This window comes from Vibrio sp. 10N.222.48.A3 (assembly GCF_041475345.1).
Lineage (GTDB): Bacteria > Pseudomonadota > Gammaproteobacteria > Enterobacterales > Vibrionaceae > Vibrio > Vibrio tasmaniensis_A.
On the sequence record NZ_JBFRVX010000133.1, the window covers coordinates 1 to 8,462 of the forward strand.

Sequence of the window (8,462 nt, forward strand, 5' to 3'; positions counted from 1 at the left end):
AGAAGAGCTAGAGCAATTTGACAACGAAGCACTTCTAGAGCGTCGTTACCAGCGTCTAATGAGCTACGGTTACTGCTGATAAGGGACCTTAGCAAGGTATAAGACCTGCTTTCCGTAACAAGTTGATGAAAGGGTTGGACTCAGTGCCAACCCTTTTTTATTATTAAAACATTCTCCTTTCTCATTAGTACACACGGCTCACTTAACCCCATGACTCACTTAATCGAAACTTTTACCTCTGCATTTCAACAAAGCGATCTCAAACCTCGTCGGTTAGTCGTTGCTTTCAGTGGTGGTGTCGATTCTCGAGTGTTATTGGAATTGGCCGCGAAATACGCTAAGTCCCATCACATTGAGTGCTGTGCGGTGCACGTTCATCACGGTCTCAGTAAGAATGCTGATCTTTGGGCTGAGCAATGCCAAACATGGTGTGATGCGTCGTCGGTTCCTTTAGCCATCGAGCGAGTATCTCTAGATATTAACAGCGGAGAAAGTGTTGAAAAGCTGGCTCGAGATGCTCGTTATGATTCGCTTCAGAAGCACCTTAGTTTTGGTGATGTTCTAATTACAGGCCAACATATTGATGACCAACTTGAAACTTTCTTGCTGGCATTAAAACGTGGCAGTGGTCCGAAAGGACTCTCTTCAATGGCGAAAGTGATGTCGTTTGGCGAAGCGTTTATTGTGAGACCTCTGCTGTCTGTGACTCGATTAGACATCGAAGCGTCGGCTCACGATATGGGGTTAACTTGGGTCGAAGATGAGAGTAATCAGGATCTGCGCTTTGATCGAAATTTCATTCGTCATCAAGTCACTCCGACGTTGACAGAGCGCTGGCCTAGCTTTCGAGAATCGGTCTGTCGCAGTGCTCAATTATGTGCAGAACAAGAGTCGCTACTCGACGAACTGCTTGAGTCTCACTTACAACAAGCTTTGGGAGGCTGTAACAGTAAGAGCCAGAGCTTAAGCATTGATTCGTTATCTCAGCATTCTGATTTGTTACGAGCACGTTTGATCAGAATGTGGCTCAGCCATTGCAATCAACCGATGCCAAGCCAAAAGCAGCTAAAACTTATTTGGGATGAAGTGGCTTGTGCTCAGGCAGATGCCAATCCTAAGCTGGTGTTGAATGATGTTGAGATTAGGCGCTTTAATAATCAGCTCTATTTGGTACAAGACACCAAAGATTTGTCGAGCTGGAAAAGTGAAATCTTGATTGATGAGAATTTATTATTGCCTGATGGTTTAGGTGAGATCCATTTAAAAGCGGTGTCGAGTGGTAGTGCATCTCATAACCGAGATGTACAACGTTTTTCCCTTACTAAAGCCAACGGAACCTTACGAGTGATCTTTAACCCTGAAGGAGTGTCGGCTCACCCAGTTGGTCGTGGTCATAGTCGAAAACTCAAGAAGCTTTTTCAGGAATACCAAGTACCCAGCTGGTTAAGACGTAGAACGCCGATATTAATGGATGGCGATCGAGTGATCGCTGTTTTAGGCCTATTCGTAGATAAAAACTACGAAGGTCAAGATTGTGAAGCGCTTTGGAGCAAGTAGAAAAAGTTTGTGTCACAATTCACCGTCACTTTAATAAAAATAATTAATGGAATATGCAATGAAGAAAATTACACTAGGATTAGTTCTTGGATTTGGACTATTGAGTGGTAACGCTCTGGCGGGTGATGTTGCTGCGGGTCAAGCTAAAGCGGCAATCTGTGCGGCTTGTCATGGCGCAGACGGTATCGCAATGATCCCAGGATATCCAAATCTTAAAGGCCAAAACGAGCAATACATCGCTTCATCAATTAAGGCATATAAGAACGGCCAGCGCACCGGCGGTTTGGCGGCTGTAATGCAGGCTCAGGCTTCAATGCTGAGTGATGAAGATATTGCTAATCTAGCTGCTTACTACTCAAGCCTTAAGTAAAATCTTCTTAAAGCGCTGATTAAACAAGATGATAAATTTCGAGCCAGAGCTTTAATGCTCTGGCTTTTTTCATTGAATGTTTACTATAGCTAACCGATAATGAGCTATTCGCACAGTTTAAGGGATGAACATGAAAAAGATTGAAGCCATTATCAAGCCATTCAAACTTGATGATGTACGTGAAGCACTTGCAGAAGTGGGTATTACGGGTATGACAGTATCTGAAGTTAAAGGCTTTGGACGTCAAAAAGGTCATACTGAGCTATACCGTGGCGCAGAGTACATGGTCGATTTTTTACCTAAAGTGAAATTGGAAATTGTTGTGACCGACGAAGTGGCTGACCAATGTGTTGATACCATTATCGAAACGGCTCAAACAGGTAAAATTGGTGACGGTAAGATCTTCATTACTGAAGTTGAACGTGTGGTACGTATTCGTACTGGCGAAGAAGACGAAGACGCCGTATAAAAAAACTATTACCTTAAAAGGAGCGTTTATCGCTCCTTTTTCATTTCTGGTAGGGTGCTGTATGTTTAAGAAAACCATCATTGTTATCACGCTATTGATAACGCTTGCTGTTGTTAGCTTTCATATTATCTTCGTGATCCCGAATAAACCCAATTTGATCACTTCTTCTCAAAATACTAGCAACGATATCTACAGCTGCTACCAAAACTCAGCCCCGAAAGCGATTGATGTGTCTGATGGCCTAGACATTACCGTGTGGAATATCTATAAGCAAAACCGAAATAATTGGCAAAGTGAGTTAAATCAGCTGTCAGCCGGTAGCGATTTAGTTTTGCTGCAAGAAGCGAGTATGACAGAAGGGCTTCGCCAATGGGTAACGAGTGGTCAATGGGGAAGTACTCGAGTGAATGCATTTGAAGCTTTTGAACAAAGTGCAGGCGTACTCAACCTAGCGACGCATCTACCGATTGAAGCTTGTGCTTATACTCATGAAGAACCTTGGCTTCAATTACCTAAATCTGCACTTTGGTCTCGCTATCTGCTAAGTAATGGCGAAGAACTGGCTGTGATTAATATCCATGCGGTGAACTTTACCTTTGGTACGGAAGATTATGAGGCTCAGCTCAAGAGCTTAACCGACAATCTCCAAAAGTATCGTGGGCCTGTTATTTTTGCTGGGGATTTTAACAGTTGGAGTGAAGCTCGCTTTGCTGTATTGAAAGATGCGTTGGAACAGGTAGGTTTGACGGAAGTTGCTTTTGAACCAGATAACCGTACACAGTTTATGACAGGGTTGGTGCTCGATCATGTGTTCTATCGAGGGTTAGAAGTAGACAAAGCAAAGGCGCCCATTACGGACGCCTCTGATCATAACCCTATGCGAGTGACCTTTAAGGCTAAATAGAAGAAGCTATCTAGCCTATTAGCCTATTAGCCTATTAGTCATTGGATCTTAGCTATTCACCATTCACACTGTGGTTACTTTGGGTAATAAGCAGGGGAATAAATAGGCTAGTGAATTTTCGCTAGCCTTGTTTTTATCTATTCAGCTTAAAAGATTAAAATGTAGAGAGCCCAGATTAGGTAATAGCCAACCCATGGCAAACCAGAGATGACCAGTGCCTGACCACGCTCAAACTCCGTCCAAGTTAATACTGCTGCATAACCCAATACAATGTACCAAGGCAACAAGAGTGGTAATGAGCTGGCAAATTGCGACCAATCATTGGTTAGTGGCAACTTGATTAAGCCGTTTAAGCTGTTCAAGTCGGCCGCGTAGCTCATCACATGCCCGTGCTTGAGTATCAGGCTTGCGTAGCTTGCTACATCGCCTAGAACGGCAGGGAATATCACTACCGATGCGGCTGCAAACCATCGCCAAAAGCTATGTTGGTGTTGGCTTGGCTTTGTTGCTAAGTTAAACCAAAATGCCAACAGAATGATGGTTAACGTACGGCCGAATACATCACTGATGATTTCACTCGCGAGTAGAGTATTACTGTCAAGTAACGCCAATTGGTCAGGGTTTGTTTGAGCCAGTTGCTGTGACAACTCAGCGCTTAACCATGCAAAATCTACATTCGAAAAATAGGCTCCCCAAAATAAGAATGGGCTGAGCATTAATACGACGTAGGGTTGCCATCCCCAAGCACTTCGTTGATAAAGCGCTAAGAAACACGCTGTTGGTGAACGGAATATATCCAACAGCATGACGAGTGGGTTACTTGACGGGTTCATACACTTACCTTAGTTACATCAACATACAGCTTCAGTTTTTGTCCTGGCTGTAGGTATTTCTTGTTCTGCAAAGCGTTCCATTTTACAACATCTGCGCTTTTTACTTTGAACTTTGATGCAATACCGCTGACTGTGTCACCTGATCTTACGTTATAAAAGACAGTTCGGATGATGGCACCGTCTGAACTATTCTTCCAAATGACCAGTTCTTGACCAATTCTAAGAGTATCACGTGGTCCCATGCCATTCCACTTAGCCAGTGATTGGTGAGATACCTTATTTGCGCGCGCAATCGTCCATAGGCTATCACCACTTTTTACGGTATGGCTAAGCTTATATTGACCACGACTCTTTGACTGTGTGCTTGCTAGGCGATTTGAAGCGCTTAGTGCGTATGTCTTATCGTCTTTGGTTGATGTTGGAATAAATAGGTGCTGACCAACACGAATATTATTGTTGCTCAAACCGTTTGCAGAGCGGATCACTTTGCTGGTGGTGTTGTATTTACTCGCCAGTACGCTGATGCTATCGCCAGATTGCACTTTATAGCGCACCAACTTCATGCCTTTGCCTTTATTGGCTGCCACTTCTTTGTTGAACTTCTCAACAGAGCTTAGAGGAAGCAATAATTGTTGGTGTTTCTCTGGTGCCGTTGCCCACTGGTTATAAGCCGGGTTGTAGCCTTGCAGCTCTTTGACAGGAATGTCGGCGTAGCTTGCGGCAATGGCTAAATCAAGTTGTTCATTTGGGTTAACCAGAGTCAGTACTGCCTTGTTCGGGATCGTAGGGATATCGATGCCATACTTTTCTTGGTTGGCAATCACGTCGGCCAGTGCAAGTAGCTTAGGTACATAGCTGCTGGTCTCTTTTGGTAAGTCTAGAGAGAAGAAGTCGATTGGCTTACCCAGCTTCTTGTTCTTACGGATTGCGCTGTTCACACGACCACCGCCACTGTTGTAGGCAGCGATTGCGTGTTGCCAGTTCCCATCAAAACGTTTGTTCAGGTCGGTTAAGAAATCCAATGCAGCGTCGGTTGAAGCGGCTACGTCACGGCGGCCATCGTACCAGAAGTTTTGTTCTAGTCCGTAAGCTTTGCCAGTACCCGAAATGAACTGCCATAGTCCAGCAGCGCTACCATGAGAATAAGCAAATGCATCAAACGAGCTTTCAACGACGGGCAACAGGGCCAGCTCTAAAGGCAAGTCTCTTTCTTCAATCTTAGTTGTGATCAAGTAAAGGAAAGGTTCAGCGCGTTTTGATACAGTTTTTAGATGACCAGGGTGCTTGAGGTACCAAGTGCGGTAGTAGTCGACTTTCTTTTGGTCCGGCACTTCCATTTCAAGTTGCATCGCAATACGTTTCCAAACATCTTGCTGTGTTTGTGGAGTAACGACGGGTGTTTCAACTTTTGGTTGTTCTTGGATCGCTCCCGATGAAACGTTCGCTTGAGAAACTTCTTTAGTAGGGGAGGTGTTGGTTTGCTCGGAAGCTTGGTCTGGATTCTCTGACTGAGTTAATTGGCAACCAGAAAGTAGTAGTACCAAAGCCCAGCTGTACTTAACTCGCATGTTACAGCCTTTTTAATAAACGGCCGATGATAATACTTGCCACTCCCTATGAGTGACAAGCCTGTATTTGTTAAAATTCGTTCTTCCACGCACGTAAAGCGGTAAAAACCGATAAAGGATCGGTCTGCTCAGTACGATTAGATACTGATTTCACTACACTTGGTTCTGTGTAGCGTAAGAAGGGGTTAACAAACTTTTCTTGTCTTAAATTTGTGGGGATGGTCGACTTATTTTGGGCTCGAAGCCGATTCACTTGGTCGCGGTATTGTTGCAAATGTTGGTTGTCAGGCTCAACAGCCAGTGCAAAAGCGATATTGGCTGCCGTGTATTCATGAGCACAGTAAACCTCGGTTTCTTGTGGGAGTGCTGTGATCTTGTTCAATGCATCAAACATCTGCTGTGGTGTGCCTTCCATGATTCGCCCACAACCAGCTGAAAACAGTACATCGCCACAAAACAGTTTGGCATCACCCACATAACCAATGTGCCCAGCGGTGTGCCCACTGAGCCCTAGCACGAGGAATACTTCGCCAAACAGCTCTAATTGGTCACCGTCATCAACGGGATGCGTTAAGGTCGGGATAGGTTCATTTTTGGGGCCAACGACATCCACGCCAGGGAATTGTCTTACCAGCTCTGGCACGCCACCAATGTGATCGTGGTGGTGGTGCGTAATCAAGATTGCATCTAAAGTTAGCTCATGGTGTGCTAAGTACTCTAATACTGGAGCTGCATCACCAGGGTCGACGACAGCACAACGGCGATCGCTATTTTGAATCAGCCAGATGTAATTGTCGTTAAATGCAGGTATGCTTTTGATATGTAACATTATTGGTTCTCCAGTCACTTTTAGTGAGACAGAATAAGTGAGACAGATTATTGATGAAGCCAGCACGTAGCAGAAAGAAGTTTGAGCGTCCTTATACTTGGGCACAATTGCACAATGGGGACTGGTTGAGAGAATCTATTCAAACTCGACTTGATGAGTGGTGCCCAAAACTATTTGGTTACCATATGCTCAAACTTGGTGGCCTCAGCAGTGAGATTTCTAGCTGCACATGCAACATTCAACATCAAGTAAACCTAGATATCCAGAACCCATTACATAATGTGATAGCAGATGGTTATAATTTACCCTTTTTAGAGAAAAGCTTTGATGTTGTGGTGCTGAGTCATCAGTTAGATTATAGCAACGACCCACACCGGCTATTGAGGGAAGTCGACCGAGTAATGATGGACGATGGCTATATTATTATCACCGGCTTTAACCCTTTTAGTGTGACTGGGCTTGCCAGTTTGATGCCTTGGCGAAAGAACAGCTTGCCATGGAGTGGACGTATGTACACGCCAAACCGAATTAAAGATTGGCTAGGCGTACTTAATTATGAAGTGATTCATTGTGACACCTACGCGTTGTTCCCGATGAGTAAATACCAAGCGATGTGGACGTGGTTGGAGAACAGCTTAGGCAGCTGTGCATCGTTCGCTGGTAGCCAATACTTTATTGTTGCTCGTAAACGTACTTATCCACTTAAGCCTATCAAGCCACATTGGCACCTTAAGCGACGCTTCTCTCCTGTAGGAGCCAGTTTTAGAACCAATACGCGTCGCACCTTGGACTCCGCTAAAACTTCGTATCCGTTAAAAGCAGAAAAAGCCGACTCATAGTCGGCTTTCCATTGCTATATCTGTTTTAGATACTGACATTTCCTTTAAGAAAATGATCAGCTTGGCTGATAGCCCGTATCTTCTTGGGTCGGGTTTTCAGCTGCACTTCGAGCTAAATCATCACACATTTCATTTTCTCGGTGCCCCGCGTGCCCCTTAACCCAGCGCCAATCAACGCTATGGCGCGCCGTCTCTTTGTCGAGTCTTTGCCACAGGTCTGCGTTTTTAACGGGCTTTTTATCGGCTGTTTTCCAATCGCGCTTTTTCCAGTTGTGAATCCACTGGGTGATACCTTGACGCACGTATTGGCTATCTGTGGTCAGAATGACAGAGCAAGGCTCTTTGAGGGCTTGGAGAGCCACAACAGCGGCGAGCATTTCCATGCGGTTATTGGTGGTTAAGGTGAAACCTTCGGCTAACGTCTTCTCTACTTTTTTGTAGCGAAGTACAATGCCGTAGCCGCCAGGACCTGGGTTGCCTAAACAAGAACCATCAGTGAAAATTTCAACTTGTTTCGTCATGATTTGATACTATTACCTCAAGCACATTATCGGCATAGTCTGACACAGTTATCCTTATGAATACCAGTAGCACTCCAGAACAAAGCACGAACGAAAAAAACAGTTCGAATGAAAACAAACGCATCGTTGTACTCGATACCGAAACCACCGGTATGAATACAGAGGGTGGCCCCCACTATATGGGACATCGCATCGTTGAAATTGGTGCAGTAGAGATCATCAACCGTAGGCTGACTGGGCGTCACTTTCACGTCTATATCAAGCCCGATCGTGCGATTCAAGAAGAGGCAATTGGCGTTCACGGTATTACCGATGAATTCTTGATTGATAAACCAGAATACCAAGACATACATAAAGAGTTTCTCGACTTTATTAAAGGTGCGGAGCTGGTGGCTCATAACGCGCCCTTCGATACGGGCTTTATGGACTATGAGTTTGAGAAACTTAACCCTGCTATAGGTAAAACGGATGACTACTGCAAAGTTACCGATACCTTGGCGATGGCGAAGAAGATATTCCCAGGGAAAAGAAACAATCTAGATATCTTATGTGACCGTTATGGTATTGATAAC

Annotated in this window: 10 protein-coding genes; 6 read left to right on the top strand and 4 right to left on the bottom strand. The window is 44.6% G+C overall.

Going from position 1 to position 8,462, the window contains the following annotated elements:
* The first annotated feature begins 210 nt into the window (after positions 1-210).
* The 4 genes from tilS to AB4653_RS05010 all read left to right on the top strand — a co-directional run bounded on the left by tilS (position 211) and on the right by AB4653_RS05010 (position 3,300).
* On the top strand, positions 211-1,557 hold the full coding sequence (tilS, locus tag AB4653_RS04995) for a tRNA lysidine(34) synthetase TilS (protein ID WP_009847402.1): 1,347 nt from the start codon (positions 211-213) through the stop codon (positions 1,555-1,557).
* 46 nt (positions 1,558-1,603) lie between these two features.
* A complete protein-coding gene (locus AB4653_RS05000) occupies positions 1,604-1,927 on the top strand; it encodes a cytochrome c (RefSeq protein ID WP_012604592.1) in 324 nt (107 codons plus the stop codon).
* Between the two features lie 130 nt (positions 1,928-2,057).
* A complete protein-coding gene (gene glnB / locus AB4653_RS05005; protein WP_017063373.1) occupies positions 2,058-2,396 on the top strand; it encodes a nitrogen regulatory protein P-II in 339 nt (112 codons plus the stop codon).
* A 61-nt stretch (positions 2,397-2,457) separates the two neighbouring features.
* Positions 2,458-3,300 (top strand): endonuclease/exonuclease/phosphatase family protein, encoded by an 843-nt coding sequence (locus AB4653_RS05010; protein WP_009847399.1) that lies wholly within the window; start codon positions 2,458-2,460, stop codon positions 3,298-3,300.
* Positions 3,301-3,446: 146 nt separating this feature from the next.
* On the opposite strand, the gene AB4653_RS05015 is transcribed toward AB4653_RS05010, so the two are convergent.
* The 3 genes from AB4653_RS05015 to gloB all read right to left on the bottom strand — a co-directional run bounded on the left by AB4653_RS05015 (position 3,447) and on the right by gloB (position 6,530).
* Entirely contained in the window at positions 3,447-4,133 is a 687-nt protein-coding gene (locus tag AB4653_RS05015; protein WP_009847398.1) for a YIP1 family protein, read from the bottom strand.
* Positions 4,130-5,701: a LysM peptidoglycan-binding domain-containing protein gene (locus AB4653_RS05020; protein WP_009847397.1), complete on the bottom strand. Its 1,572-nt coding sequence runs from the start codon at positions 5,699-5,701 to the stop codon at positions 4,130-4,132. Before AB4653_RS05020 ends, AB4653_RS05015 begins: the two co-directional genes overlap by 4 nt.
* Positions 5,702-5,771: 70 nt before the next feature.
* Entirely contained in the window at positions 5,772-6,530 is a 759-nt protein-coding gene (gloB, locus tag AB4653_RS05025) for a hydroxyacylglutathione hydrolase (RefSeq protein ID WP_009847396.1), read from the bottom strand.
* Between the two features lie 53 nt (positions 6,531-6,583).
* Between gloB and AB4653_RS05030 the strand changes: the two genes are divergently transcribed.
* The gene (locus AB4653_RS05030) at positions 6,584-7,369 is read left to right on the top strand and encodes a class I SAM-dependent methyltransferase (RefSeq protein ID WP_009847395.1); all 786 of its coding nucleotides are present in this window, start codon (positions 6,584-6,586) and stop codon (positions 7,367-7,369) included.
* Between the two features lie 56 nt (positions 7,370-7,425).
* Here the strand turns inward: AB4653_RS05030 and rnhA are convergent, their stop codons facing one another.
* A complete protein-coding gene (rnhA, locus tag AB4653_RS05035) occupies positions 7,426-7,890 on the bottom strand; it encodes a ribonuclease HI (RefSeq protein WP_009847394.1) in 465 nt (154 codons plus the stop codon).
* Between the two features lie 56 nt (positions 7,891-7,946).
* Between rnhA and dnaQ the strand changes: the two genes are divergently transcribed.
* Positions 7,947-8,462, top strand: a 516-nt coding sequence (gene dnaQ, locus AB4653_RS05040) for a DNA polymerase III subunit epsilon (protein WP_372103473.1), incomplete at its 3' end; no start/stop codon positions are given.